This is a genomic window from Vibrio sp. OPT46 (assembly GCF_015163535.1).
Taxonomy (GTDB): Bacteria; Pseudomonadota; Gammaproteobacteria; order Enterobacterales; family Vibrionaceae; genus Vibrio; species Vibrio alginolyticus.
Genome location: NZ_JADDYG010000397.1, coordinates 21,425 through 47,756, shown reverse-complemented (window position 1 = coordinate 47,756; position 26,332 = coordinate 21,425). Strand labels below are relative to the sequence as shown.

Annotated in this window: 26 protein-coding genes; 16 read left to right on the top strand and 10 right to left on the bottom strand. The window is 44.6% G+C overall.

The genetic code is table 11. The features are described from left to right. Positions 1 to 807 precede the first annotated feature (807 nt). The 8 genes from IQR33_RS18330 to IQR33_RS18295 all read left to right on the top strand — a co-directional run bounded on the left by IQR33_RS18330 (position 808) and on the right by IQR33_RS18295 (position 7,972). Positions 808 to 1,101 (top strand): hypothetical protein, encoded by a 294-nt coding sequence (locus tag IQR33_RS18330; RefSeq protein ID WP_012841496.1) that lies wholly within the window; start codon positions 808 to 810, stop codon positions 1,099 to 1,101. Further along, entirely contained in the window at positions 1,098 to 1,547 is a 450-nt protein-coding gene (locus IQR33_RS18325; protein WP_005380310.1) for a YaiI/YqxD family protein, read from the top strand. The genes IQR33_RS18330 and IQR33_RS18325 overlap by 4 nt, the downstream gene beginning before the upstream one ends. Before the next feature lie 194 nt (positions 1,548 to 1,741). Beyond that, positions 1,742 to 2,731: a ketoacyl-ACP synthase III gene (locus IQR33_RS18320; RefSeq protein ID WP_171346130.1), complete on the top strand. Its 990-nt coding sequence runs from the start codon at positions 1,742 to 1,744 to the stop codon at positions 2,729 to 2,731. Beyond that, the gene (locus IQR33_RS18315) at positions 2,728 to 3,714 is read left to right on the top strand and encodes an NAD-dependent epimerase/dehydratase family protein (protein ID WP_017636032.1); all 987 of its coding nucleotides are present in this window, start codon (positions 2,728 to 2,730) and stop codon (positions 3,712 to 3,714) included. Before IQR33_RS18320 ends, IQR33_RS18315 begins: the two co-directional genes overlap by 4 nt. Next, a complete protein-coding gene (locus IQR33_RS18310; protein WP_017636031.1) occupies positions 3,683 to 4,546 on the top strand; it encodes an MBL fold metallo-hydrolase in 864 nt (287 codons plus the stop codon). Before IQR33_RS18315 ends, IQR33_RS18310 begins: the two co-directional genes overlap by 32 nt. Beyond that, positions 4,534 to 5,802, top strand: a complete 1,269-nt coding sequence (locus IQR33_RS18305; RefSeq protein WP_170897457.1) for a F390 synthetase-related protein — start codon at positions 4,534 to 4,536, stop codon at positions 5,800 to 5,802. The genes IQR33_RS18310 and IQR33_RS18305 overlap by 13 nt, the downstream gene beginning before the upstream one ends. Beyond that, entirely contained in the window at positions 5,790 to 6,902 is a 1,113-nt protein-coding gene (locus IQR33_RS18300; protein ID WP_053304075.1) for an ATP-grasp domain-containing protein, read from the top strand. The genes IQR33_RS18305 and IQR33_RS18300 overlap by 13 nt, the downstream gene beginning before the upstream one ends. Beyond that, positions 6,899 to 7,972: a hypothetical protein gene (locus IQR33_RS18295; RefSeq protein WP_053304076.1), complete on the top strand. Its 1,074-nt coding sequence runs from the start codon at positions 6,899 to 6,901 to the stop codon at positions 7,970 to 7,972. Before IQR33_RS18300 ends, IQR33_RS18295 begins: the two co-directional genes overlap by 4 nt. Before the next feature lie 106 nt (positions 7,973 to 8,078). Here the strand turns inward: IQR33_RS18295 and IQR33_RS18290 are convergent, their stop codons facing one another. The 3 genes from IQR33_RS18290 to IQR33_RS18280 form a co-directional block, all read right to left on the bottom strand. Continuing rightward, positions 8,079 to 9,665: an AbgT family transporter gene (locus tag IQR33_RS18290; protein ID WP_005380301.1), complete on the bottom strand. Its 1,587-nt coding sequence runs from the start codon at positions 9,663 to 9,665 to the stop codon at positions 8,079 to 8,081. A 229-nt stretch (positions 9,666 to 9,894) separates the two neighbouring features. After that, positions 9,895 to 10,020, bottom strand: a complete 126-nt coding sequence (gene ykgO, locus IQR33_RS18285; RefSeq protein ID WP_005380299.1) for a type B 50S ribosomal protein L36 — start codon at positions 10,018 to 10,020, stop codon at positions 9,895 to 9,897. Positions 10,021 to 10,023: 3 nt separating this feature from the next. After that, entirely contained in the window at positions 10,024 to 10,284 is a 261-nt protein-coding gene (locus tag IQR33_RS18280) for a type B 50S ribosomal protein L31 (RefSeq protein ID WP_005380295.1), read from the bottom strand. 123 nt (positions 10,285 to 10,407) lie between these two features. On the opposite strand from IQR33_RS18280, the gene tsaA reads away from it, so the two are divergent. The 5 genes from tsaA (at position 10,408) to IQR33_RS18255 (ending at position 14,285) form a co-directional block, all read left to right on the top strand. Then, positions 10,408 to 11,103: a tRNA (N6-threonylcarbamoyladenosine(37)-N6)-methyltransferase TrmO gene (gene tsaA, locus IQR33_RS18275; protein ID WP_025768239.1), complete on the top strand. Its 696-nt coding sequence runs from the start codon at positions 10,408 to 10,410 to the stop codon at positions 11,101 to 11,103. Between the two features lie 111 nt (positions 11,104 to 11,214). Beyond that, positions 11,215 to 12,930 (top strand): proline--tRNA ligase, encoded by a 1,716-nt coding sequence (locus tag IQR33_RS18270; RefSeq protein ID WP_005380292.1) that lies wholly within the window; start codon positions 11,215 to 11,217, stop codon positions 12,928 to 12,930. Positions 12,931 to 13,107: 177 nt separating this feature from the next. Further along, positions 13,108 to 13,776 carry a tellurite resistance TerB family protein gene (locus IQR33_RS18265; RefSeq protein ID WP_005380291.1) on the top strand — a complete coding sequence of 223 codons (669 nt, stop codon included), beginning with the start codon at positions 13,108 to 13,110 and terminating at the stop codon, positions 13,774 to 13,776. 111 nt (positions 13,777 to 13,887) lie between these two features. Further along, complete coding sequence (locus tag IQR33_RS18260) at positions 13,888 to 14,094, top strand: YaeP family protein (RefSeq protein WP_005391765.1); 207 nt, start codon at positions 13,888 to 13,890, stop codon at positions 14,092 to 14,094. After that, positions 14,094 to 14,285 (top strand): DUF4250 domain-containing protein, encoded by a 192-nt coding sequence (locus IQR33_RS18255; RefSeq protein ID WP_005380289.1) that lies wholly within the window; start codon positions 14,094 to 14,096, stop codon positions 14,283 to 14,285. The genes IQR33_RS18260 and IQR33_RS18255 overlap by 1 nt, the downstream gene beginning before the upstream one ends. A 104-nt stretch (positions 14,286 to 14,389) precedes the next feature. Here the strand turns inward: IQR33_RS18255 and IQR33_RS18250 are convergent, their stop codons facing one another. Further along, a complete protein-coding gene (locus IQR33_RS18250; RefSeq protein ID WP_005391763.1) occupies positions 14,390 to 15,754 on the bottom strand; it encodes a sodium-dependent transporter in 1,365 nt (454 codons plus the stop codon). A gap of 378 nt (positions 15,755 to 16,132) precedes the next feature. Here IQR33_RS18250 and IQR33_RS18245 point away from each other — a divergent pair, with 378 nt between their 5' ends. Next, on the top strand, positions 16,133 to 18,679 hold the full coding sequence (locus IQR33_RS18245) for an Ig-like domain-containing protein (RefSeq protein WP_053304077.1): 2,547 nt from the start codon (positions 16,133 to 16,135) through the stop codon (positions 18,677 to 18,679). 90 nt (positions 18,680 to 18,769) lie between these two features. On the opposite strand, the gene IQR33_RS18240 is transcribed toward IQR33_RS18245, so the two are convergent. Then, positions 18,770 to 19,513: a YggN family protein gene (locus IQR33_RS18240; protein ID WP_005380283.1), complete on the bottom strand. Its 744-nt coding sequence runs from the start codon at positions 19,511 to 19,513 to the stop codon at positions 18,770 to 18,772. Positions 19,514 to 19,574: 61 nt separating this feature from the next. After that, positions 19,575 to 20,054, bottom strand: coding sequence for a GreA/GreB family elongation factor (locus IQR33_RS18235; RefSeq protein ID WP_167415397.1), 480 nt, complete (start codon positions 20,052 to 20,054; stop codon positions 19,575 to 19,577). 76 nt (positions 20,055 to 20,130) lie between these two features. Between IQR33_RS18235 and IQR33_RS18230 the strand changes: the two genes are divergently transcribed. Beyond that, positions 20,131 to 22,056, top strand: a complete 1,926-nt coding sequence (locus IQR33_RS18230) for a RecQ family ATP-dependent DNA helicase (RefSeq protein ID WP_193838105.1) — start codon at positions 20,131 to 20,133, stop codon at positions 22,054 to 22,056. On the opposite strand, the gene dinB is transcribed toward IQR33_RS18230, so the two are convergent. Both dinB and IQR33_RS18220 read right to left on the bottom strand, forming a co-directional pair. After that, positions 22,053 to 23,117 (bottom strand): DNA polymerase IV, encoded by a 1,065-nt coding sequence (dinB, locus tag IQR33_RS18225; protein WP_025998728.1) that lies wholly within the window; start codon positions 23,115 to 23,117, stop codon positions 22,053 to 22,055. The two genes, IQR33_RS18230 and dinB, sit on opposite strands and share 4 nt — an antisense overlap. A gap of 76 nt (positions 23,118 to 23,193) precedes the next feature. Continuing rightward, entirely contained in the window at positions 23,194 to 23,427 is a 234-nt protein-coding gene (locus IQR33_RS18220; protein ID WP_005380277.1) for a DUF2789 domain-containing protein, read from the bottom strand. 187 nt (positions 23,428 to 23,614) lie between these two features. Between IQR33_RS18220 and IQR33_RS18215 the strand changes: the two genes are divergently transcribed. Beyond that, the gene (locus IQR33_RS18215; RefSeq protein ID WP_193838106.1) at positions 23,615 to 24,832 is read left to right on the top strand and encodes a response regulator; all 1,218 of its coding nucleotides are present in this window, start codon (positions 23,615 to 23,617) and stop codon (positions 24,830 to 24,832) included. A 158-nt stretch (positions 24,833 to 24,990) separates the two neighbouring features. Here IQR33_RS18215 and nqrM read toward each other — a convergent pair whose 3' ends face one another. Both nqrM and IQR33_RS18205 read right to left on the bottom strand, forming a co-directional pair. Then, positions 24,991 to 25,224, bottom strand: a complete 234-nt coding sequence (nqrM, locus tag IQR33_RS18210; protein WP_193838107.1) for a (Na+)-NQR maturation NqrM — start codon at positions 25,222 to 25,224, stop codon at positions 24,991 to 24,993. Between the two features lie 22 nt (positions 25,225 to 25,246). Next, entirely contained in the window at positions 25,247 to 26,251 is a 1,005-nt protein-coding gene (locus IQR33_RS18205; protein WP_193838108.1) for an FAD:protein FMN transferase, read from the bottom strand. Positions 26,252 to 26,332: the final 81 nt, after the last annotated feature.

The following is a 26,332-nucleotide window of genomic DNA, read 5'->3' as shown; positions in this document are numbered from 1 at the left end:
AAAGTTAAACCAACTGGTTGGAAAGGATATTGATCTGAGTTGTTTTTTATTAAGTGTTATTAGGAATTTATATATTTTGTGATATTGATATCCCCAAGTAACATCGAGATGCTTAATTCAATGAGAACACTGGATATCGTTTTTATATAAGAAAGACCCCGACACATAAGTATCGGGGTCATGGTCTTACTCGCAGCAGTCCGGCTACTAAAAGTGCTCCATGCATCATCCATAATAGTGGCTGATTCCGTCAGCTTATTCCTTACGTCGCCGTCCTAGCGGTGTCCTTATCATCCTGACTGCTAACATTCCTCGTTAGCACACGTCACTTGTTCCTTGAGCGGTGTCCCTTGCATCTTCCTGATGCTGTCCATAACCTCAATCCTAGAGGGTCCATTGTCTATCCTTAGTCATCAACATCCTATTGATGATCGTATCCTTACAATGTCCTACGCTCCATGCTTGATTAATCATCCTGACCAACCAAATCGTCTTCCTGACGATAACCAAATCCTTGGTGCTTTCCTGTTCCATGTCTGCTTCCTGCTGACAACTCTCAATTTACGCCTTTTCCAAAAATAGACAATCTATCCAAGATAAATATTTGGCTCTCACATTGGTTAACAAGTTGTTAAATCATTATTTATCATAAACTTAAGCTCTTTATCTTCTCTTTTCCCGCTTACGAAATCGTTTTCTCTCACAACCTATGTAAGAGATCTCTCACACTACACTCTCCAAAATGCCATTCGCCAAATTAGCGCACTCAACGTATGATGATAGATATATCGTTGTTAAGGATTAAAAATGTTAACTCAAGACGTTACTAAAGAATTAGAAGCGGTAATGGAACAACTGCAACAACAAGGAAAAGAACCAACCGTAGCGTTAGTGAAAGCACGCTTGAAAACGCCCGTCCCAATGCCTGCATTAATCACCGCAATAAAAAGTTGGAAAAGTGCTCAGCGTGTTCCCAAGGTTGAAGTCGCAGCACAAGCGCACACCGATAATGATCGTCTTGCAGCGCTAGAAAGCACGGTGAAAAAATTAGTGGCTCGTATTGAAGAGCTAGAAGCCAAGCTAAGTGAGAAATCATCATGAAGTTATGGGTAGATGCAGACGCGTGTCCAAAAGTTATTCGCGAAACCATTGTGCGTGCCGCCGAGCGTACGGGGATTGAATGTACGTTTGTCGCTAACCACGTTGTCCCTGTGCCGAAAAGAGACAACATCCATTCGCTACAAGTCCCTGCGGGATTTGACATCGCAGACAACGAAATCGTCAAGCGTGTAGAAGCCAACGATTTGGTGATCACGTCAGATATTCCGCTTGCAGATGAGGTTATCTCTAAAGGCGCTCAAGCCCTCAGTTCTCGTGGCGAGCTCTATACAAAAGACACCATCAAAGCTCGCCTAAATATCCGCGACTTTATGGAAACCATGCGTTCAAGCGGAATTCAGACAGGTGGACCCGCCGCGCTTTCTCAAACCGATCGACGCGAATTTGCAAACCATTTGGATCGTATTTTGGCGAAATTTAAGAAGTAACCCTCACTCTATTCAAATTGAGCCAGCAAATAAAAGCCAGGCTCATTCCTGAAAATTCATTCTCAGCATTGCACCCAAAGCGTGCTCTTACTCCCATTTGTTTTGTTCTGTTTATTTTTCATCTTGCTCGCCATAGCTTCAATATGCAACGTGGTTTATTTTGAACGACGTTTTTAATAAGTGTATAGAGAATAATGGGCTTTAACATCGTTTCCAGTGGAAGCTACCTGCCAACGAATCAATGGTCTGATCGAGAGATGGATCGCTTCCTAAAATTAGCGCCAGGGACCTGCCGAAATAAATTCGACGTTGAATATCGTCATGTAGCCAATACAAAAGAGACCGCTATTTACATGGCAATGCAGGCAATAGAGCAGTGTTTAGGAAACACACATACCTTAAGCTCCGTTGATCTTCTTATCTACGCTAGCGGCACACACCACCAGTCTCTACCCTACGACGCCTCAGCGGTTCTCGCCGCGTTAGACGCTCCAACATGGCTAGAAAGCTTTGATTTGAACAGCACCTGTTTATCCTTTCTCTCTGCGCTTGATCTTGCTCAGAGTCTATTCTTAGCAAAACGGTACCGTCGGATTCTTATTGTCACCAGCGAACTCGCCACTGGCATCACACTGAATCGAAATTTTACGCTCAAACCAGAAGTTGCAACCTTATTCGCGGACGGTGCCGCCGCATTTTTGCTCGAAGAACACAACGATGATGGATTGCTCACCAGTCACTTTGAAACGCATCATACCGGGTATTCATTTTGTCAAATTAAGGGCGGAGGTAGTCATATCAATCCGCATACCTCCGAGCATCAAGCCTATTTAAAAAGTTGCCAGTTTGAGATGGAGGGCAAAGCACTCTTTAAACATGTGCGTAAAGCCTTACCAGCGTTTCTAAAAAAAGGGTTTGACGCCTCTCCGGTAACACTCGGCGATATTGATTATTTTCTTCCTCATCAAGCCAGCGCGCATGGATTAAAAAAACTGCCTTCACTCACCGGGCTACCAACAGAGAAAACCGTTAATCACTTTTCGACTTTGGGAAACCAAGTCGCCGCCTCACTCCCAATTAACTTACACTGGCTGCGTAATCAGCCAGAAACCGCAGGAAAACATGTGTTATTAGCTGGCACCGCCGCAGGGTTGTCGCTAGGGATGGGAGTGCTAAAACTATGAAGATATTGGTCACTGGTGGCAGCGGGATGTTGGGTAGCGCAATTCTGAGAATGTTTCACCAGCAGCATGAACTGCATTTTATAGCACGAAATACAGTCATCGCTAAACAACTCGCCGAGCAATTCGATGTTATCCCACATATAGTCGATTTAAGAGACCACTCAGCAGTTCATGCGGTATGCCAAGGTATGGATGCAATCATCCATTGTGCCGCTCTCTCAAGCCCATGGGGAAAGTGGCAGGCGTTTTATCAAGCCAATGTAGATGCCACCAAAAACCTCGTCAATGCGGCTAATACCTATCAAATCTCGCGTTTTATCCATATTTCCTCCACCAGCGTCTACTTTGACCATCAAGACCGTTGGAATATTCGAGAAACCGACGCCATAGCTTCATACTGGTGTAATGATTACGCACACACAAAATACCTATCGGAAATTGAAGCCGTAAAAGGCCAAAGCAAAGCGATCATTTTAAGACCGCGTGGCATTTTTGGACCCAATGATCGCGCTATTATCCCAAGAGTGCTTAAGGCGATAAAAAACAACACTCTGCTTCTGCCATCGGGTAGAAATCCTGTGGTTGATCTGACTTATGTCGATAACGTTGCCCATGCAGCGATGCTCGCTTGCACTCAGGCAGACCGACTTCAGCATGGTGATGTGTTCAACATTTCCAACAACGAACCAATGCCAATTGAGACTGTTCTGCAAGCTTTATGTGAGGGGTTAAACCTAAAAGTAACGTTACAATCATTACCATATGGCGTTGTATCACCATTATTAAAGCTCAGTGAGCAAATACGAAGGCACTTACCACATCAGCCAGAACCAAGGCTCACCTCATACAGCGCAGGATTGTTTAACTATCATCAAACTCTGGATATCAGCAAGGCGAAACAAACACTGAATTACCAACCGCTTTTTTCAATTCAAGAAGGAATACAGCAGTATGCAAACTGGTCTAAAAATAAAAATCTTTGAGGTTGGACACTGCGTACACCCAGGCTTTGTTGTCAAACCAGGTTCTGGTATCAAGCCTAGAGCATTTCCGGCAGCCGTTGCGTTAATTCAGCACCCAACACAAGGCAACATCCTGTTTGACACGGGATATCACGAGCATTTTTTTAGCGCGACTCGTCCCTTCCCTGAACGTTTTTATGCTTGGACAACACCTTGTCGCTATAACAAAGAACACGGAATTGTTGCGCAGTTAGCAAAAGAAAGTCTCAAACCTCATGATATTGAACACTTAGTACTCTCCCACTTCCATGCTGATCACATTGCTGCCGTGTCTGAGTTTTCCCACTCTCAATTGCATTGCCAACAAAAAGGGGTGGATGCAATTACTAAGAGTGGTCGAATTGGAGGCGTAAGAAAAGGATACCTAAAAGCTCTACTTCCTCCACAACTTGAATCTAACTTATTCATTCATAGTGACTTTTCCGTACCAATCAGCCAAATTATTCCTCAGTGCCAAGGTGTTAATTTGCTCTGTAAAGACATGTTCGACGACGGATTCATTTATATGGTTAGCTTGCCAGGCCATGCTGCGGGTCAAGTGGGCTTGCTAGTTAAAAGAGACCAAAGTTGGCTGTTCTTACTCGCCGATGCATGCTGGTTAATCGAGAGCTTGAGTGAAAATATCGATCAACATTGGCTGGCGAACATGCTTTGCGATGATACAAAAGCCTATAAAAACACCCTCTCCGAGTTGAGAAGTTGCTACCAACAAACCCACCACTTTGTTCGCTTCGTGCCTTCACATTGTCAGGAAACTATCCAGCAGCTAATCAAAGAAGGATGGATGAAGTGAGAACGCTTATCTCAGAATTCTGGCGAACCCGCTACCGCCCCTTCGGCTCAAGGGAACAAGTCGAAACATGGCAGCAACAACACTTAACGCAACACTTGGATTGGGTATGCCGTCATTCACCGTATTACCGCTCACTTCAAGGTGCACCACTCAGTGATTTCCCTATCATGAATAAGCAAACCATGATGGAGAACCTCTCGGAGTTGAATACGAAAGGCTTAGATGCTGAACAGCTAATGCAACAAGCACTCGACGCAGAACAGTCACGCAACTTCGCCGCTTCGAAAGTTGGCGATGTTACTGTTGGGCTTTCTTCGGGCACATCAGGCATGCGCGGGTTGTTTCTTGCTGACAAACAGGAAACACAACTATGGGCTGGCAATATATTGGCTCGCCTGTTGCCCAACCTATGGCAAAAACACCGAATTGCTCTAGCCTTGCGCGCCAACAGCCCACTGTATAAATCCGTCGCGAAAGGGCCTGTAACATTTTTTTATGCCGATTTAACCAAACCTTACCAAGAATGGATAAAAGAGCTGGATGAGTTCCAACCCACGCTTTTGGTTGGTAGTGCGCAAGCTCTTCAGCTCTGCGCCCAGTTCAGCGGTCAATTTGGTCAACCCGCAATTCAACCACAGCGGATCATTTCTGGTGCAGAAGTCCTAACCGAGAGTGACCGTCACTTTATTTCTCAACGGTTCGACAGCGAACTCCATGAAGTCTATCAATGTACTGAAGGTTTTCTTGCATGTACGGATCAGCATGGACAAATGCGCTGGAATCAAGATGTTGTTTACATCGAAAAACATTGGCTGAATACCGAACGTACTCATTACAGCCCAATCATTACCGATTTTCGTCGTAAAACTCAGCCAATTATTCGTTATCAGCTCGACGATATTATTGAGAATAAACAGGATAATGGCGTATTTGAACCTCTTGGCGCAATTGCCGGACGATGTGGTGATCGCCTCACGCTAAACGCAAACCACGTCCCAGTGACGGTGTTACCAGATCTCATCTACCGCGCTATAACACTATCCGCCCAAAGTCGCGTGGATTACCGAATCACCCAAACAGGGTCACAAGCCATTCAAATTGAAGCGGATGTTCACCACCATCGGGTTATACATCAAGCCTTGATAAAGTTGTTTGAGCAATTGCGGCTTGATCCTGTCAGATTTAGTTACCGCCCTGCGCCTATTTGGACGCCAATGAATAAACAACGACGTGTGGTGAACATATGCGGGTCTTAATCACCGGAGCCCGATCACCAGTTGCACTAGAGTGGGCAACCATGTGTATGCATCATGGACATGACGTAACTCTCACCGATTCGCTAAAAAAACCTCTAGGATCGTTTTTGCGAGGCATCGAGTCTTATATCCCCACCGCTTCGCCTCGATTTGCGTTTCCCACCTATCAACAGCAGATCCTAAAAATCATTACTCAGATGCGTATTGATATGGTGATACCCACTTGTGAAGAAGTGTATTACTTGGCTCATGTTGCCAAACAATGCCCAGAAGTAGATTTTTTTCTGCCCAATGTGGGACTACTCAATGCCCTGCACAACAAGTTGACCGTCTTTGAACAGCTTCAAAGTTTGCCAGAAATCACACTTCCAAAAACTCGTTTGGTCGCTGATAAAAGTGAGATTGAAATTAATAAGAGAACCGTTCTAAAGCCCGTTTACTCTCGGTTTGGCGGGCAAGTCATAAGAGATGTGACAACTCAGTCTATTTCTGCCGCCACGATATCGCCCCTTTACCCTTGGGTTCAGCAACAAAAAATCCATGGGACTCCGGTGTGTAACTATGCCATTTTTGAACATGGTGACCTTAAAGCACACCAAGCTTATGTGCCGAAATACTGTGTAAACGGCTCGGCCGCCAGTGCTTTTCAGCCGATCTCGTGCGAACGACTAGATACATTTATCGCAGCTTTTGGTAAACGTCATACTTATCATGGGCAAGTGTCGTTTGACTTCATCAAATCACAAGATGAACTCTACGTGATTGAATGTAACCCAAGAGCCACCAGTGGTTTGCACCTACTCTCGTCTCGATGCAACCAACTGCTTCCTAATATGGAGTTTACCAGTCCTTCCAAGCAGCGATTGCATCATTTAGGTCCAATAACACTCATCGCGGAAGGTGGATTATCCCTGTTCAAGGCTCGAACTTGGCAAGATTGGTGGTCTGGAGTGAATGTGATGCAACAGCATAACTTACCGGCCGGGAGCCAAATCCGGAGTATGTTTGAATTACTCCGGTTAGCTAGGCAGAACAAGACGAAGTGGAGCGACGCTTCTACCGTTGATATTGAGTGGAATGGAGAGGCATTGAACTCATGACACTTTCCTCTCAAGAATGGCATAAAACTTTTTTCACTCTTATGCAGTCGAATCCCATTGATGAATGCACAGCAAGCTTTGGTTGCTACTATATCGATGATGTTGCCATTCCCTACTCCGTAACACCAAAAATACCAAACAACTGTTATGCCGTGTCCCCTATGACACTGCTTAGTGGCTACGCCGAAGAAGAGCTTCACAAAGTCAAAAATGTGGCTGTTCGATGGGTATGTAAGTTACTTATTAATATGACTAAACCAATCTTATCACTGGCTGGATTGGATCAAGTCCAAACGCTCAACAATCAGTGCTTGTCCACCAATATGTATAGCGAACAATGGGCAGCCTTAAATCTCGATGAACTGCGTCGCGTCGCACTCGATCAATACCCCACCTTTCCCTTGGTGCTTCGCTCCCTCAACCAGCGTCAGCATTTACACTTAATTCAGCGATTGAAGCAGCCAAAATGGCAAAGCTTGGTAACACGACAAGTGTATTTACTTGATGATTGGCAAGCGTTCAGCTTCAACCGAGATTTAACGAAAGACTTCAAACTGCTTAATGATAAAGATTGGCAGTTTAGGCCACTGACCACTGATGAAGAGTTTCAGCGTGCCAAAGAGTTATATGACATGCTTTACCTTGATAAATACAGCCTCAATAACATACAGTTTTCAACCCAATATTTAAAACAGGCGAGCCAGAACAAATTAGTACAGTTAGTGGGACTGTTTTATCAAGAAGAGATGCTGGCTACGTTAGGCATTGTAGAAATTGATAATGATATGACTTGCCCAATTTTTGGCTACGATACCAATAAGCCACAACGCCTCGCATTGTATCGTCGAATATCGGCCTATACCATCCGCCACGCAATGATATTCCAGCGTCGCTTTAATATGAGCTCAGGTGCTCCGGCTTTTAAACGCAACAGAAAAGCCCGGCCAGAAATTGAATTTAGCTATGTTTATATTGCGCACTTACCTTGGTACAAACGCATAATTTGGAAAAGCTTATGCTGGCTCACTCAGCACTTTTATCGCCCTTTGTTGATGCGTTTTCAGCTATAAACCGACATCTATAATCAGGTAAGCCTGCGTACACAGTCTCAATCGATAAAAAAGCCTGCGACGTTCGCAGGCTTTTTATAATGGAGCTGTGTGAGGTAACCGTTTTCTACGGTGTGTAGTATGTTGCTGCGCCAGGGCCTACTGGTAAACCAAATACGAATACCCATAGGTAGAACAGCACACTCCAACCTACAATGAAGCAGATTGAGTAAGGTAGCATGGTCGCGATCAGCGTACCGATACCTAAGTTCTTCATGTAACGAGTCGCTACGGCAAGAATCAAACCAAAGTAGCTCATCATTGGAGTAATGATGTTTGTCGTCGAGTCACCAATTCGGTAAGCAGCCTGAATCGTTTCCGGTGCATAACCAACAAGCATCAACATAGGAACAAAAATCGGAGCCGTTACTGCCCACTGTGCCGATGCCGAACCAATCATTAGGTTGATAAATCCACACATCAGGATGAAGGCAAAGAACAACATTGGGCCAGTTAAGCCAATTTCTTGCAGGAAGCTAGCGCCAGCAACCGCGAATACCTGACCGAAGTTAGTCCATTTAAAGAAAGCAACGAACTGAGCCGCAAAGAAAACTAATACAATGTACATGCCCATAGAAGACATAGATTTCGCCATTGCATCAATTACATCGCGATCCGTCTTCATCGTGCCAACAACTTTACCAAACACAAAGCCTGGAATAGCAAAGAACACAAAGATGAATGCCACGATACTTTTCAGGAATGGTGAACCTGCAATTGTACCTGCATCAGAACGTAGAATGCCGTCTTCTGGAACAACCGTCCAAGCAAGCAGCGCTGAAACAACCAGTACAGCAACACCTGCTAGTTTTAGGCCTTTCTTCTCAATGTCTGTTAAGCCACCCATTTTGTCGTTCGACAAATCTTCTGAGGCTTCTTCTTCACTGTATTTGCCAAGCTTTGGCTCAACAATTTTTTCAGTAACAAACGCACCTGTGATTGCAATGAAGAATGTCGACACAAACATGAAGTACCAGTTAACTTCTGGACCAACAGTGTAAGTTGGGTCAATCATTTGCGCCGCCGTTTCAGTAATGCCTGACAACAGCGGGTCAACCGTACCAATAAGTAGGTTTGCTGAGTAACCACCAGATACACCAGCGAACGCCGCAGCAAGACCGGCAAGTGGATGACGACCTAAAGAATGGAACAGCATTGCAGCCAGTGGAATAAGTACCACATAGCCAAGCTCTGATGCCGTATTTGAAATGATACCCGCGAAAACGACCGTCACTGTTACCATGCGTTGTGATGCACCCATGACTAAGCCACGCATTGCTGCAGATAGCAAGCCTGAGTATTCAGCAATAGCAACACCCAACATCGCAACCAATACCGTACCCAAAGGTGCAAAGCCGACAAAGTTTTTCACTAGATTGGTAACGATTAGTTCAAGGCCATCAGCGTTAAGCAAGCTAACGACATGAATCATGCCATCCGCGGCACGACCTTTTGCACCCTCAGGACGAGGATCAACTACGGAAACTTCGAAGTATCCTGCAATACCCGACATCACCAGAATGGCTAAACAGAAAATGGCAAATAGTGTGATCGGGTGGGGTAATAAGTTCCCCAAATATTCGACAGTATCCAAAAAGCGCGTAAACAGCGGCTTCTTAGGCGAGTTTTGTTTAATTGAATCAGATGAACTCATCTGTTCCCTCCTTGTTTTTATTCCTATGCAAATGTGACAAAAATGTCAAAAAGCGTGCGAAGGGTACTTGAGTAGAAGGTCAAATAAAAGCCCTAAATGTTACAAACTGTGACAAACAGAGGCATTTATAACCAACATTGAATAAAAATGTAGATATTTCATCCATGTAAGATAATTAACTCAACATTATCAATTAAACAAAACCATAAGTTAGATATATGCAGGTTGATTACTTTTGCACAGCTTTGAATCTCGGGTTCGTTTTACAAATGACATAAAGACGCCCTCTCCGTTTTACAATCTGGCAATCCGGATGACGACTTTTTGCACTTTTTAATGATTTTACTACCTTCATGATTTATTCCTTTTCGCTCTTAAATTGACCAAAACGACGGTTGAAGTTCGCAATGCGACCTTCGGTTTGTACAACGCGCTGTTTACCGGTGTAGTACGGGTGAGAAGCTGACGACACATCTAACGTAAAGTAAGGGTAAGTTTTGCCATCTTTCCATTCTATGGTTCTCTCCGTTTTCAACGTAGAACCAACGACAAAGTACTTATCTACACTGGTGTCGTGGAACACCACAGGACGATATTCAGGGTGGATTCCTGGTTTCATAATACTTTTCCTTTCAATTAAATTGTTATGTTATAACATTTTAATTAATAATCATTATCAAAAAGAAAAGCAAGAGAAATTTGTGATACTTTTCATCTCAATGAATTCTTAGAGATGTCCACCATGTATTCCATCGAACCCATCGGCGTCATTGAGACACCGTACAAAGAAAAGTTTGCAGTTCCGCGCCAACCACGCTTAGTACCAGAGGCTAAAGCACGCGTAAAACTGTTAGGTGCAGCAAATAGCCCTGAAGCAGTGCGTGGGCTAGAACAGTTCTCTCACGTTTGGTTGTTGTTTCTATTTGATCAGAATCTGGAAGCTGGTTGGAAACCAACTGTACGTCCGCCACGATTAGGCGGCAATGAACGAATTGGTGTCTTTGCCTCGCGCTCGACTTTCCGTCCAAACGGAATCGGAATGTCAGCCGTTGAAGTGAAAGGAGTCACTAAGCAAGGCGATCAAATCTATCTTGATTTAGGCAGTGTAGATCTCGTGGATGGGACACCGATTGTGGATATTAAGCCTTATATTCCCTATTCGGATTCTATTTCGGAAGCACAAGGCGGATACGCAGACCAAGAACCAGAAAAGTCACAAGTCACCTTTTCTGCTCAAGCATTAGCAACGATAGAAAATCGACCCGATACTGACTATGTAAGATCAGTCATTGAACAAGTTCTGGCACAAGATCCTCGCCCTGCATATAAGAAAAACAAGCCGGACGACAAAGAATATGCGGTAAATTTGTTCGACTTGAACGTAAAGTTCACAGCAACAAGCAACTTAATAACGGTTACCGCTATTGAAAGCTTTTGACAAACGCAATTGGCTGATATTATAGACGGCTAACAAATTTCCCTTTAGGGAACTCCCATACTCCTGCTTATTCAAGCTTGAGTATCTAACTTAAATAAACGGATAAATTTAATGCGTACCAGTAATTATCTTCTTTCTACTCTGAAGGAGACTCCAAACGACGCAGAAGTAGTGAGCCACCAGCTCATGCTACGTGCAGGTATGATCCGTAAGCTGGCTTCAGGTTTATACACCTGGCTACCTACTGGTCTACGTGTACTGCGTAAAGTCGAAAACATCGTTCGTCAAGAAATCGACAATGCAGGCGCAGTCGAAACTTTGATGCCCGTTGTTCAGCCGTTTGAACTATGGGAAGAGACAGGCCGCAGCGAAAAGATGGGTCCTGAGCTACTTCGCTTTACTGACCGTCATGTTCGTCCGTTTGTACTTAGCCCAACCGCTGAAGAAGTGATCACTAGCCTTGTTCGCAATGAAGTGAGCTCTTACAAACAGCTTCCGCTAAACCTGTACCAAATCCAAACCAAATTCCGTGACGAACGTCGTCCACGCTTCGGTGTAATGCGTTCACGTGAATTCTCAATGATGGATGCGTACAGCTTTGACATTGATAAAGACGGCCTACAAAAGTCATACGACGCAATGCACGATGCTTACTGTAAAGCATTCGATCGCATGGGTCTGGATTACCGTCCTGTACTTGCAGATAGCGGTGCTATCGGTGGTAGCGGCTCTCAAGAGTTCCACGTACTGGCTGAAAGCGGCGAGGATATCATCGCATTTTCTAGCGAGTCAGATTACGCGGCAAACATTGAAAAAGCAGAAGCACTAGCTCCAGCCTCTGAGGCTGCGGCACCAACACAAGAAATGACGTTGGTTGATACGCCAAACGCGAAAACAATCGCTGAATTGGTTGAGCAGTTCGAACTACCAATTGAAAAAACAGTGAAAACACTGTTTGTGAAAGCATCTGACGAAGTTGATGCGCCAATCATCGCGCTTATTATTCGTGGTGATCATGAACTGAACGAAGTGAAAGCAGAAAACCTTCCTCAGGTTGCAGCTCCACTGGAAATGGCATCTGAAGAAGAAATTCGTGCGCTTATCGGTGCAGGCCCAGGTTCACTTGGCCCTGTTGGCCTTAAACTGCCGTTCATTGTTGACCGCAGCGTTGCGGTAATGAGCGACTTCGGTGCGGGCGCGAACATCGATGGCAAACACTACTTCGGTATTAACTGGGGTCGTGATGTAGAGCTTGGCCAAGTTGAAGACCTACGTAACGTTGTGGAAGGTGACCCAAGCCCATGTGGCAAGGGCATTATCCAGCTTAAGCGTGGTATCGAAGTTGGCCATATCTTCCAACTAGGTAACGCTTACTCCGCAGCGATGAACTGTGGTGTACTGGGTCCTGATGGTAAGAACGTCATCCTAGAAATGGGTTGTTACGGTATCGGTATCACTCGCGTAGTAGCGGCTGCTATTGAACAAAACCACGACAAATACGGCATCATCTGGCCAGATGCAATCGCACCATTCCAGGTAGCGATCGTTCCAATGAACATGCACAAGTCAGAAGAAGTGAAAGAAGCCGCTGAGAAATTGTACGCTGAGCTAACAGCAATGGGCATCGAAGTGCTATTTGACGACCGTAAAGAACGCCCAGGCGTAATGTTCTCTGACATGGAGCTTATTGGTGTACCGCATACCATTATTATCGGTGACCGCTCAATGAAAGAAGGCAACTTCGAATACAAGAACCGTGCTACTGGTGAGAAAACAGCAGTCGCAATGACTGACATTGTTGAGCACGTAAAAGCTCAACTAAAGTAAGCACTAGACGAGTTCGCACTTGAAGTAGTTTCAAATAGTTAAAAAGGGTTGGCTTCGGTCAGCCCTTTTTATTACAGCTCAACGCCCCCCTCCACCTTTTTCGAACTATTCACTTTGTTAATCTTTGGTTCAGCTTCTTGCTATTAAACTGATTTCATCATCTAAAGGAGGTCAGTTATGGATTTAAAAAGTCTTCTAAACCAAGCACTCAAATCAGATTTACTTAAGCAAGGTGCAGATGCATTGGGCAAACAAACCAACAACATCAAATCCTCATCAAATTCAAGTAGCCTAAAAACGCTAGGAGCAGGTGCTGTAGGCGGAGGCCTCATCGGTATGTTGATGGGCTCAAAGAAAAGTAAAAAAATGACTAAAAAAATAGGGTCAAGCGCATTAAAAGTCGGTGGCGCAGCTGCGCTTGGAGCCTTGGCCTACAAAGTGTATAACGACTGGCAAGCCAAGCAATCCGGTCAAGGTGTTCAAGAAACCTTTGACCCCGATGACAGTAAACACAGTGTCTTAATTTTAAAAGCAATGATTGGAGCTGCAAAAGCTGATGGTCACGTTGATGAAGAGGAAATGGCTCGCATTGAACAAGCTCTCGCGGATATGGGCGCAGATGAGCACGTTCGTCACCTCGTTCAGCAAGAGTTAAACAAACCGCTTGATCCTGCTGAAATTGCTAATCAGGCGACCTCTCCTCAACAAGCGTCAGAAATTTACCTGGCGTCTTTGATCGTCGCTGATGAACAAAACTTTATGGAAAAAGCGTATCTGCAAGAACTAGCAAAACAACTTCAACTTTCACCAGAAGTCACCCAGCAGTTAGAAGCACAAATGCAGTGATTAAATCTCGCTCAAGCAAACCTTCAACTTGAGCCAAAACAACTCTGTACTTTGAGTTTCAAATCCGCTGTGTGTATATTGAGATAAGTTATCATTTAGTGGAAAGAAAACATGCAAGTATACGGCTGTTGTGAACTGGTTCGTGAGCTTTATGCTCAGATTGGTAGTGGCGATCAAGCTTATATTCCCCAAGCAATTTCATGTGCAGTTAAAGCACTGAACGATGTTGCAGCGGATGAGTCCCTGCCTAAAGAAGTGCGTGAAAAAGCGGCATTTGCTGCGGCAAACCTACTGATTTCAGATTTTGAGGATAAGTAATGAATCTAGCGAACTTTGAATCCATGGATCCTGTCATGCTGATGAGCATTGTGAATATGAAGCTACGCGACGACTTCGGTGGTGACTTAGATAAACTGGTGGCTTTCTTCGATATCGAACGCACAGCACTGGAGACAAAACTGGCTTCTGCTGGTTTTGACTTTCTTCCAGAAGCAGGACAATTCCGTTAATCCACACCATGCTTGGCGGATAACCGAAACGAGAATAACCAATATGAAAAAGGGCTTGATGAGTTACCATCAAGCCCTTTTCTTTTATTCGATAGGCGTCTCGGTTAGCCAAATGAAGCCCAGATGACTGTCGCCACAAGAATTGGACATACAAACTTCACATACGCAGGCCATAACTTACCAAACCAACCTTGCGTAAACTCCGGGCAACCTTGCTCAAGCTCTTTGATTTTTGAGTTGCGATTCCATACCCAACCACCAAATAAGCAGAATAAGAGCGCAGCGGTTGGTTGTAGATACTGAGTAGCAACCGTCGCGACCATACCAAACAGAGCGCCAAAGTTATAAACAATCACCACACTGAACAAGGCAATGAGACCACCTAAAACCCAGCTCGTTGCGCTGCGCTTAGTATTGAAGCGCTCACTCACTAAAGCCACTGGACACTCTAACATTGAAATGGAGGACGTTAGCGCCGCAATCGTCAGCAATAAGAAGAACACAATAGAGAACAATTGACCAAGCAAACCTAAGCTATCAAACATCAATGGCAATACGGTAAATACCAACGTATCAGAGCTTAATAGAGAGCCATCTTCTGCATAGATCTGAACGCCTTTTTGCATTGCCACAAACATCGCTGGCATCACCACCAATCCTGCAATGAAAGCAACGGCAGTATCTACCATGGTCACGTTCATCGCCATCTTTGGTAGGTTCTCTTTCTTACTCAAGTAAGAGCCATAAATCAGCATTGAACAGCCACCGATCGTAAGCGAGAAGAAGCCCTGCCCCATTGCAGCAAGAATCAACTTGCGGTCCCATACCTTTTCAAAATCCGGCACTAGGTAATGTTTCAGACCTTCCATCGCACCGTTTTGCGTCATGATGTAAGCAAATAGCAGAGCAAACAAAACAAACAATGCTGGCATCAAACGTGTGGACCACTTCTCAATACCTTGTTTTACGCCACCTTGTACGATGAGAATCGTCAGTACATAAAAAGTAATGGTTCCGAACAAGTTACGTTCAACACTAAAGCCCTTTAGCCATTGAGTTGCAGCTTCTAACCCCATTAGATCTGTGATTGCACCCAGTAAAAAGCAGATCAACCAACCACCAACAATTGAATAAAACGCTAAGACAGCGCTTGGTACGCTTAAACCAATCCAACCCACAATGCCGCCGAGCTTTTTACCGGCAGGGTTATCTGTGATTGCACGCATACTGTCTACAGGGTTGGCTTGACCATGGCGACCAATCGCCATTTCAACCACCAGCATCGGAAATGCGACGATAAGAATCATCACCAAATAAACTAACAGGAAAGCACCGCCACCATTACTGGCTGCTTGAGTTGGGAAGCCCCAAATATTGCCAAGGCCAACTGCGGCACCTGCGGCAGCTAAGATGAACCCGAGACGAGAGCCAAAATGCTCGCGAGGCTGAGAAGAGGTTTGCTGTGTCATACTACTCACACAAAAATATCATTGAACTAGCTAACTAGTACACTATAGCAATATTCACTATTCAACAAGAGCACCTCGGTTAAATCCTCGACAGTTGAAACAATTTGTAGTCATTCAGCTTGTAAATTTTAACGTACATCTCATATTCATCGCTCAAAAGCCTCGCGACTGTTGTTCGTTTTACGTGGCTGAATTTTACCAATCCTTCTGCCGTGAAGTGAGCCGAAAAATAATGAGCTCTGGTGTAAGGGACGAACTGTTCCTCGTGATACTGTGTCGAAAAGCAGAATATTGTGCTTCGCTTTTTCCCCCTAATGTCTATTTATCAGCTAGTTATTACTCTGTTCTCATTTATACCCATGATTCAAGGAGAGGAAAATGAAGGTCACCCTACTTCACGGAGCGATGGTTGTAGCACTCAGCGCCAGCTACCAAGCTCAAGCCTATAACTGTCAAAGTTTACCCGACTGGGACAGCACTGCGACTTATACATCGGGCGCTTTAGTAAAAACGCAAGGAGCCGCTTATGAGGCTGCATATTGGACGCAAGGCAATGATCCCGTGACCAACTCAGGATCTTGGGAAGCATGGAAAGCGTTAGGGCAATGTGATGGTGGAAGCAACAATTTATCACCAACGGTGTCGTTCTCCTCTCCAATAAACAACGCACAAATTCCCGAAGGCAGTGCGATCACTTTGTTAGCCAACGCAACTGACGAAGATGGCCAAATCACACAAATTGAGTTTGTTGCAGGCAACCAAACCGTTGCTGTGGTAACTCAAGCACCATTCGAAGCTTCTTGGACAGCTATTGAAGGGATCTCGCAATTGACCGCAATTGCGACAGATAATGAGGGAGCTGTTAGCACCACGACGATTTCTATCCAAGTTCAACCACAAGTCGAATTACCGCCACCAAGCATTTCATTGACAAGCCCAGTAGGCACAGAAGTGCTTAATGTAGGCGATAACCTAACCGTAGCCGCTCAAGCTGACGATATTGATGGTGTGGTCACACAAGTTGAGTTCTTCGTAAACAATCAATCTGTCGCCATTGATACTAGCGCACCTTACGAATATCAATGGACCGCTAGTCCAGGTACATACTCGTTCAAAGCACAAGCGACTGATGATACAAACCTCGCAACGATGAGCCAAGAAGTAGCGCTGGTTATTAGTAATTCAGAAACCGGAACGGGCGGATGTGCAGATGCAGTACCTTATGTGGCAGGCACAAGTTATCAAGCTGGCGACCTGATTTCTCACTTCAACCAAAAATATCGTTGTGATGTTGCTGGTTGGTGCTCCTCGGATGCGACATGGGCTTACGAGCCTGGTGAAGGGCTATACTGGCAAGATGCTTGGAGTGGCCTAGGTGCTTGTTCGACACCACCGCAAGTTACCATTACGGCACCAACGGATGGACAAGTCGTGCTCGCTGGCAGCAATAACGAAATCACGGCAAACGCAAGCGATGCTGATGGCACAGTCACGCAAGTTGAGTTTTTTGCGAACAACACCAGCTTAGGGGTCACCACTCAAGCGCCATATTCCGTTACTTGGAACGCCACACTTATTGGCGCTAACCAGCTTAAAGCCGTCGCAACCGATAATGATAACAACACGTCAGAGTCCCTGGTTGGTGTGGAAGTCAGCGATAAAGATTTGGTCGTCTCTCTGACTTCACCAAGCAGCGGTCAAACCGTCGGATTAGGCAAAAGTCTCGCATTAAGCGCCGATGCAACGTCTTTAACTTCAGGCATTAAACACGTTGATTTCATGATCAACGGCTCTATTGTTGCAACCGATACCACAGCACCTTACACAGCCAACTGGACACCAACTGCACTTGGTAACTTTACAGTTAGCGCCCAAGCTGTGGATTTGTCAGGAAGCAATGCACTGTCTGACGCCGCAGCAATAACGGTGGTTGAGCAAGTAGAGAAACGCCATAAACTCATCGGTTACTGGCACAATTTTGTAAATGGTGCGGGCTGTCCAATTCGTCTAGCAGATATGGCAGATGCTTGGGATGTGATTGATATTGCCTTTGCTGAAAATGATCGCAACAGTGATGGCACTGTGCACTTTAATCTATATTCAGGCGATATTTACAGCGATTGTCCAGCACTCGATCCAACACAATTCAAGCAGGACATGGCAGCGCTTCAAGCTAAAGGTAAGAAGTTTGTTCTCTCTCTTGGCGGCGCAGAAGGCACGATTACGCTGAATACCGACCAAGATGAAGCCAACTTTGTCTCTAGCCTAACAGGTCTTATCGCTGAGTGGGGCTTTGATGGTCTAGATGTGGATTTAGAGAGTGGTTCTAACTTAGTTCATGGCTCGCAAATTCAAGCTCGCCTTGGTCGTGCTTTGCTTCAAATAGAGCAAAACATGGGTGGAGATATGTACCTAACCATGGCGCCTGAGCACCCTTATGTTCAAGGCGGCTATGTGGCTTACAGCGGTATTTGGGGAGCTTACATTCCTGTGATAAACGAGACACGCAGCACGCTCGACTTGCTTCACGTCCAGTTATATAACAACGGCGGTTTGCCAAACCCATACCTGCCAGGCAGTGCACCAGAAGGCTCTGTGGATATGATGGTAGCGCAATCTAAAATGCTTATCGAAGGTTTTGAGTTGGCCGACGGCACTCAATTTGCACCATTGCGCGATGATCAAGTCGCAATCGGTTTACCTTCAGGTCCTAGCTCGGCAAATTCAGGGCAGGCTCCAACACAGAATATTATCAACGCACTAGATTGTTTAACCAAAGGCACTTCATGTGGCACCGTTAAACCAGCGTACCATTACCCGAATTATGCAGGAGTAATGACATGGTCTATCAACTGGGATCAGCATGATGGCTTTAACTTCTCAAAACCTGTCGGCGATAAACTCACCGAGATGAATGCGCAATAAGCTATCAAAGAATAAGCGAGTAAAACGCAAAGAGAGCACAATAGTGCTCTCTTTCTTTATCTCATCGAGTTTTTGCTTTTTAATGAGTAATTAAATCGTAAATACTCGGTAATCTTTTAGCTCAGGGATTTTCTTCAACAGATCGTTTTCTTGCCCTGCCATGTCATCCAGCGAATCGCACAAGTCTTCTGCTTGTTGTTCTACCTCTTTCGAATGCTCGGCTAAACGCTCTTCTACTTTCGCGCTGAGTTCAGCCATACTCTCTGATAATGCAGTGAGGTTTATCCCTCCCTCTTCCTTCATTTTTTTCGATAAAGCATCCAACGAACTGGCTAAAAACTCTTTATTGAAGATCTCTTGTGCTTTTGCAAAGTCTTCAGTCCACCCTTGTGTCATAGACTCAAAACTCTCCGCAGGCAGGATGAAATCACCATCTTTGTAGTAACGTGATTCAACATCAGCGAAAAAGTCCTTTACTGCGACTTTTACATTATCAAACGCACCAGGTGCATCGAGGCTTTCCGCAACATCATCAATAATATCATTCGCAAGCGCTAAACCATCACTCGCCAATTGCTTTGCTTGTGGAATATACGCGTTCATTTTTTCGCGATAGTCTTCAATTGCCGCTTTTTGGTCGGCATTGAGTTCAATTAGCTCACCTTTGATGAAGAGGTTGTTATCCTCATCCACGACAGCTTTATCACCTGTCGTTTGGCGAATTTCCAAGCTTTGCCCATCCATACGGACTTCATTATTGATGTCCACACGACACTGCGCTGCATAACCAGTAGCACTGACCATCAGCAATGAGAGTGTAAAAAGCTTTTTCATGTCATTCTCTTTTATTTAACATTACTCGTGTTAAACATAACACTGAGTGATACATGAGATGTCAGCAAATCGTCACGACTTCGTAACAATTTGTTTTATCTCCTATTTTTACGTCAACCTCATCACCTTCTTCTTTTCCGAACAACGCTCGACCAAGAGGAGATTTTGCTGTTAAGACAAAGACTTCCTGAGCCTGATATTGAACAGTCAAACCACCAGAGCAAGGGCCTACAAAGAAGTGCTTTTCGATCAAATTCTCATCTGCGAGAACAACGTAAGCACCAACACCAACAGGCGCATTCTTAAAGTCACGAGTCACTAAAGAACGATATTGACGCAATTCCTCTTCACTATCTTGGATCCGCATGGCTTGTCCATGAGCAAGATACGCGGCTTCAAGTGCCAATGTATCGTACTTATGCTCGGGAACAGTTTCTTCATCTGTCGCGGCATCGATAGCTCGCTGAGCCGATGCATGGGCAACTTGAAGTTTTTCTTCCAGATGTTGGATGATAATTTGGACTAAGTCAGCTTTGTTCATACTTTTAGGACGCGCGTTTAGTATTCGTGGTGTGTTAATGTAGCCAAGTTTACCATCAAAGAAAGGTTTCCCTATTATGCAAAGTGACTCGCTGCATCAAACACTTCAATCTGTATTTGGTTTTGACTCATTACGCCAAGGTCAGCAACCCGTTATTGAAGCCGTTATGAATGGTTACTCTGCTGCGGCAATCTTTCCTACAGGCTCGGGGAAGTCACTCTGTTATCAACTACCTGCAACCATATTACCCAACCTTACGTTGGTGATCTCTCCGTTGTTGGCGTTAATGAAGGATCAACTGAGCTTTTTACAAAGTAAAGGAATCGCTGCCGCTTCTATCGATAGCAGTCAAAGTAGAGAAGAAGCACAAAAGGTCATGGCTGGCGTGAAGAATGGACAAATCAAAATCTTGATGATTTCTGTTGAGCGGCTAAAAAACGAGCGTTTTCGTGAATTCATTCGCCAAGTACCGATTTCTTTGATGGTCATTGATGAAGCGCACTGTATTTCCGAATGGGGGCATAACTTTCGTCCAGATTATCTCAAACTACCGCAATATCAACGTGAACTGAACATCCCACAGTCTTTACTTCTCACCGCAACGGCAACGCCTGCAGTTATTGAAGACATGCAAAAAAAGTTCGATATTGCCAGTGAACATATTACCGTTACAGGCTTCTACCGCCCCAATCTGGATATATCGGTGATCCCGTGTGAGGAAACAAAGAAACAAGAACAGCTCAGTGAGATCATCGCCTCTTCACCTAAGCTTCCGACCATCGTATACGTGACGCAGCAGCAAACAGCAGAACGAGTAGCAAAGTCATTAATCCATATTGGCATTAACGCTCACGCATACCACGCTGGCATGAAAAGCGACGTTCGTGAACGAATCCAACAGCAGTTCATGGATGGCCAAATTGACTGTATTGTTGCAACGATTGCATTTGGTATGGGGGTCGATAAATCTGATATTCGCCGCGTCATTCACTTCGACTTACCCAAATCAATCGAGAACTACGCACAAGAGATTGGACGTGCAGGCAGGGACGGGCAACGCTCGGAGTGCATTCTGCTAGGCAATACGTCCGGCTTAACGGTGTTGGAGAACTTTGTCTATGGTGACACACCAGAATTTACGTCAATTAACTATGTAGTCGAGCAAGCGAAAGAACATGCTCCACAATGGGAGGTAGTGCCACTGCGTTTGTCGCGTGAAAGTAATATCCGCCAATTGCCACTCAAAACCTTGTTGGTTTATTTGGAGCTACATAACGTCATTGAAGCAAAGTACAGTTACTTTGCGGAATATCGGTTTAAGTTTTTGCACGATCAGCAATTTATTGTGAATCAATTTCAAGGCGAGCGACGTCAATTTGTGGAGGCCATTTTTTCCTGCTCACAAAAAGCCAAAGTGTGGTGCCAAGTTGATCTAGAAGCGCTATGGCTGAACTATCAATCGGAACGCAGCCGAGTTGTCGCAGCGCTCGACTATTTTCACCAGAACGGCTGGATAGAACTAGAGAGCAAACAACTGACGGACGTGTACTCAGTTATGCCAACCAAACAGAGCTCGGATGTTTTAATCCAACAACTGTATGAACTGTTCCAATCCAAAGAAAGCAAAGATATCGAAAGAATCCACACCATGCTGCACTTGTTCCAGTCCGAGCACTGTTTGAGCTCACAATTGGCGAACTACTTTGCGGATCACGATGCACCAAAGCAATGTGGTCACTGCTCCGTGTGTCGTGGTCACGTCGCCACATTCACAGCACCAGAACCTGAAGATATTGAACAATCTCAAGTATCGATATGGGCGCAGGAGTTTATTCAGCTTTCCCCATCGGCCATCAGTAATGATGCCGTTGCTCGCTTCTTGTGCGGAATCAGCACTCCTTTGATTAGCCAGCTAAAAGCCTCAAAGCTAGCAGGTTATGGTGCAATGGCAAACGTAAGTTTTGAGCAGGTATTAACGCAGGTAGAAACGGTAAGGGCCTAAAAAAAGCTCAATTGACGCGCTTGGTCTTCGGGCTTGAGCATCACGTTTAAGCCTAAAAGGCGAATTTCCCGTCCATTTTGGCGTTTAAGAATATCTCTTAGCAAGATCTTGAAGTCCTCAAGCTCTAATTGCGGATGGATGTGCTCAATTGTTGTCAGTTGAAAATCGGCAAATTTGACTTTAATACCTTGTTTAATAATCGACTTATCTGGGCTTGCACGCTCTAAACGTTTCTCGAGTTCAGGATAAAGTTTCTCCTCAATCACTTGCCAACATTCACCATAGGTTGCGATGTTCTGGCTGAAGGTCCTTTCCACACCGACGGACTTTCTCTCGCGCTCAACAACGACTTCTCGATTATCAATTCCATGGCTTCGCTGCCATAAGGAGGCACCCTGACGACCAAACTGCCTCAACAACTCTCGATAGTCACTGTTTTTAATGTCCTCACATCGATAAAAACCGGCCTGGTGGAGCTTCTCAAGACTCACCTTCCCCACGCCAGGAATATTCTCTAACGGAAGACTATCGATAACCTCTTGGACTTTCTCTGGCGGAATCACAAACTGACCGTTGGGCTTGTTCATGTCTGACGCGACCTTGGCAAGAAACTTAATCGGAGCAATGCCCGCCGATGCCGTCAACCCAAGTTCACTCCAGATATCACGGCGAATTGACTCTGCGATCAACGTTGCGGAGCCACGGCAAGCTGTCGAGTCCGTGACATCGAGGTATGCTTCATCCAATGAGAGAGGTTCAATGATAGGCGTATAACGCTCAAAAATAGCACGAATCTGCTGAGAGACTTGCTTATATACATGCATTCTACCGGGCACAACCAACAAATGAGGACAGAGTTGCAGCGCGCGCGCCGTTGACATTGCACTGCGAACACCATATTTACGCGCATCATAATTACAGGTGCTAATCACTCCACGCTGCTTTTCATGTCCGCCAACAGCGAGTGCAATGCCACGGTAACTGGGGTTATCTCTCATCTCTACGGCAGCATAAAAACAATCCATATCGACATGAATAATTTTTCTAATTCGATCTGACATAGCCATCAAAGCACTGTTCAAAAAAACAGTATAAATCAAATCTACCTGAAGAGAAATGGGCGTGTTTAAGCGAACGTCAATCTCGAAGCATTACGTCCAATTGATCGACCAATTCGGCCCAATCTGCATCTTCTTCGATGGCTTGTTTTAGAAAGTTCGCCTGTGACATCGTCCAAAAGCTAGCTTCATGTAAAGGCGCAGAATCTCTTTTGTGTCGATGTTGATTAATAAAATCTTTCATTTCTTGAGGAGAGCTACCGAGGCCCAGTTGTTGAAATAGCTCAGCCATACCATGTTGATGCATTTCCATACTACTTTCTCCCTACGTTAGCTAAACATAATTATATAACTAAGACAGGAATAATGATGTGATGTTAACGGATGCGTGTCAAACATTTGGGTAGTTGTTCTACTTTTGGTTGACATGTGTTTTTTGATGGCGATAAGTTTAATTTTAGTTATCATTGATTTTAAACAATTAATTTTGGGGACTGCGCTTGAGTAATAAGATTCTGGTTGTTGAAGATAGTCGTGCGTTTAAAAACTTTCTTTGCCAAACAATAAGCCAAGCTGGTTATGAGGTCATCGCAGCAGAAAGCTACGCGGAGGCAAAGAACTTGTTATCTTCAGCACAGGACCTCTTCTGTGCGGTTTTAGACTATTGTTTACCGGATGCTCAAGATGGCGAGATTATTGACCTCGTTTTGGAACATGGTCATCGTGTCATTGTTTTAACGGCTCGATTTCAAGAAGACACTCGCGAAAAGATGCTCGCAAAAGGTGTCCTCGACTATATTTTGAAAGACAGCATGGCGTCCGTTTCCTATCTATTACCACTCCTCAAGCGACTAACCAACAATCAACAACACAAATGTTTAGTCGTTGATGATTCACACACCGTAAGAAGACACATTGCCCAACTTTTGGAGCATCAATATATTCAAACGTTGGAAGCTGACAATGGGCAAAAAGCCCTAGAGCTTGTCGAGCAAAATCCAGATATCACTCTCATTTTAACCGACCATGACATGCCCGTTAAAGATGGCATTACGATGGTGCGTGAATTACGTCGGAAGTGGGATAAAAATCAATTAGCCATTCTCGGCTTGTCGGGTAGTAACTCTAAGACAATGACGGCTAGGTTTCTAAAAGCAGGGGCCAATGACTTTTTATACAAGCCATTTAATCAAGAAGAATTTTTTTGCCGTATTCACCAACTGTTAGATATCAAAGACGCAACATCTGAACTGTTTAAAATGGCCAATCAAGATGCGCTAACGGGCTTATGGAACCGCCGCTTTCTGTTTGAGCAACCCCATGTAGAAAACGCTCAAAGAAACATCGCGATGCTTGATATCGATTTCTTTAAGCAAGTAAATGATACACACGGACATGAGGGTGGCGATGCTGTGTTAGTCATGATAGCGAATATTCTAAAAATCTATTTTCCAAATGATATTGTCGCTAGGCTGGGTGGCGAGGAGTTTTGTATTCAAGCCAGTGGCGACTATGACAGCTTTCTAACACGCTTAGAGCAAATGCGACAGCGCATAGAAAAAACGCCAATAACTTATTTGGACAAAAACATTCTTGTGACCGCGAGTATTGGTGTAAGCAACATCGAGGGGGAGCTGGAACAACAAATAAAAGTGGCGGATGAGCGACTTTACATGGCCAAAGAGAACGGACGTAACCAAATCATTTCTTCGTCCTAATGACTATCGGTGTGGTCTTGCTCTGTAACATGAGAGAAAGAAACAACAAAACACGGTATTGGGCTCTTTCTCGGACATTTGAGTTTTGGCTAGCCGCCTAAAAATAAAGCTCAGCAGATCGCTGAGCTTTATCACTTTCTTAGTACGATTAACCAATACTAAGCAATTCTATCTTTTTCCCACGCCGCCAATTTCTCAGCACGCGCAGCCTCGCGCGCTTCACGTCTTTTACGCGCATCGCAGGGTTCTGGACAATTACACACTTTTTCGATGCCAACTGCCCCTAAGCCACCACAGCTACCTTTCACGACTTTCTTTTGGAAAATGTATCCGACAGCCATTGCAGTGATTACCGCGACAAACACAGCAAAGGTAATTAGAAATGTATTCATAAAAACATGCTCACTTCTGTTGTTATTTCTTCATGAATGGCTTGTATGCTTCCGAAGCCAACTCTTTAAAACCATCTTCCGTTTTCACAATCATGAAAACAGGAATATTATTTTCGTTCGCAATTGCCATGCCTTTGTCTTCACCTAGCACCATAAGACCAGTTGCAAGACCATCAGCAGTCATCGACGATTTATCTAATACCGTTACAGACACCACTTTATGATGAATTGGTTTGCCTGTTCGTGGATTAATAATATGAGAGTATCTCACACCATTACTCTCAAAGTAATTACGATAGTCACCACTTGTTGCAATTGCCATGTCGCCTGGTTCAATAATTTCTTGAATTGAACGTTCATCAACGGTCGGTTTTTCAATTGCGATACGCCAAGGCACACCTTCACGATTGACACCTTTGAGACGCATTTCACCGCCAACTTCGACCATAAAGTTCTGTACCCCTTCAGATTGAAGGTAGTCAGCAACCACGTCAACCCCCCAACCTTTCGCAATCGTCGATAGGTCGACGTACAAGTTAGGAAGATCTTTGGACAGTTTATTACCATCAACAGATAGGTGGTGAATACCGGTATTTGCTTTGCGAGCAGCGAGTTCTTCATCGGTTGGAACTACATCTGGACGAGCTTCTGGACCAAACCCCCACAGATTAACTAGAGGGCCGACCGTCACATCCAACGCGCCTAAAGTAAGACCGTTAAGACGAATTGCTTCTTTCACTACCGTTGCTGTTTGTGTCGAAACTGTAAATGGCTCGCTCGTTTGATGCTGGTTAAAACGACTTAACTCTGAGTCGTCACGATAGGTCGACATTTGGTCATTAACCTCTTCCAATAAGCGATCAATTTCTGTCTGCATCGCTTTTGGCGTTGGAATACCATCTTGCTCGATATACTTGATGTTGTAAGAAGTCCCCATGGTAGGGCCACTTAAATGAATTTGATCTGCTGGCTGCTCACAGCCAGCCAAAATCAATAGAGAAGCGAATGCAACAAGCCACTTTTTCACTTGTTAACTCCCAATGTTGTTGAATTGATATGGGAAATAGGACCAATCCTTTCAATCCGATTACCTATATCAACTGTTGAA